The sequence below is a fragment of the Oleiphilus sp. HI0117 genome (assembly GCF_001635235.1).
Genome location: NZ_LWGA01001301.1, coordinates 1 through 809, shown reverse-complemented (window position 1 = coordinate 809; position 809 = coordinate 1). Strand labels below are relative to the sequence as shown.

General features: G+C 39.8%; 1 protein-coding gene. It reads left to right on the top strand.

All coding sequences use genetic code 11. The features are described 5' to 3' along the window. Positions 1-292: 292 nt before the first annotated feature. Positions 293-809: ABC transporter substrate-binding protein (locus A3757_RS22605; protein WP_156506499.1), on the top strand; the 517-nt coding region annotated here is incomplete at its 3' end.

The window sequence follows — 809 nt, the reverse complement described above, 5'->3', positions numbered from 1 at the left end:
TCCAGGACTTATGCGTACAGTGTGAAATGTTAGGTAGGTATATTGAGCTACAGACTAAGAATGAAAATAAACAAGTGAAGACTTCTGCCAAAAAACTATTGAAGCACCTGCAACAACAAAAGACTGATCAAAAAGAAGTAATTTGTAAGCGAGAGCCTCATCTCTAAACTATTGGCGGATCAGTTTTTGTATAGCAATAGATATAAAACAATTTCTCATCAAAATTCCCTGCGACTTTACGTTGTATGGACTAAACTAAATTCCTGTTAATCCACTATTTTATGAGTTTTATATGCTTTTACGTAAGCTTTTCTGCCTATCCTTGTTAACATTAATCTCACATGCCAGTAGTTTAAGTGCAAATGAAGTCATTATAGGCCTTAACTATCCCGCTTCAGGCCCTTACCAAGTACAAGGACTCGCCCAAGAATGTGCTGCCGATATGGCAGTTGAAGAAATTAATAATAATGGCGGGATACTAGGAAAACCCATAAAGCTTCTTAAAAAAGACACTCAGTCAAAAGCCGCAATATCTACCACAAACGTCGTCCACATGATCGATGACCAGGGCGCAAAAATGATTTTTGGCGGTTCCTCTAGCGCTGTCTCTATTTCAGGTGGCTACGCTGCAAAAGCGCGTGACACTTTATACTTTGGCACGCTAACCTACTCAAATGCCACGACGGGGAAAGACGGTCATACCCACATGTTCAGGGAAAGTTATAACGCCTGGATGGGCGCTAAAGTGCTTTCAAAATACCTAAAGAAAAACTTCAAAGGTAAAGAGTTATTCTACATCACTGCAGACT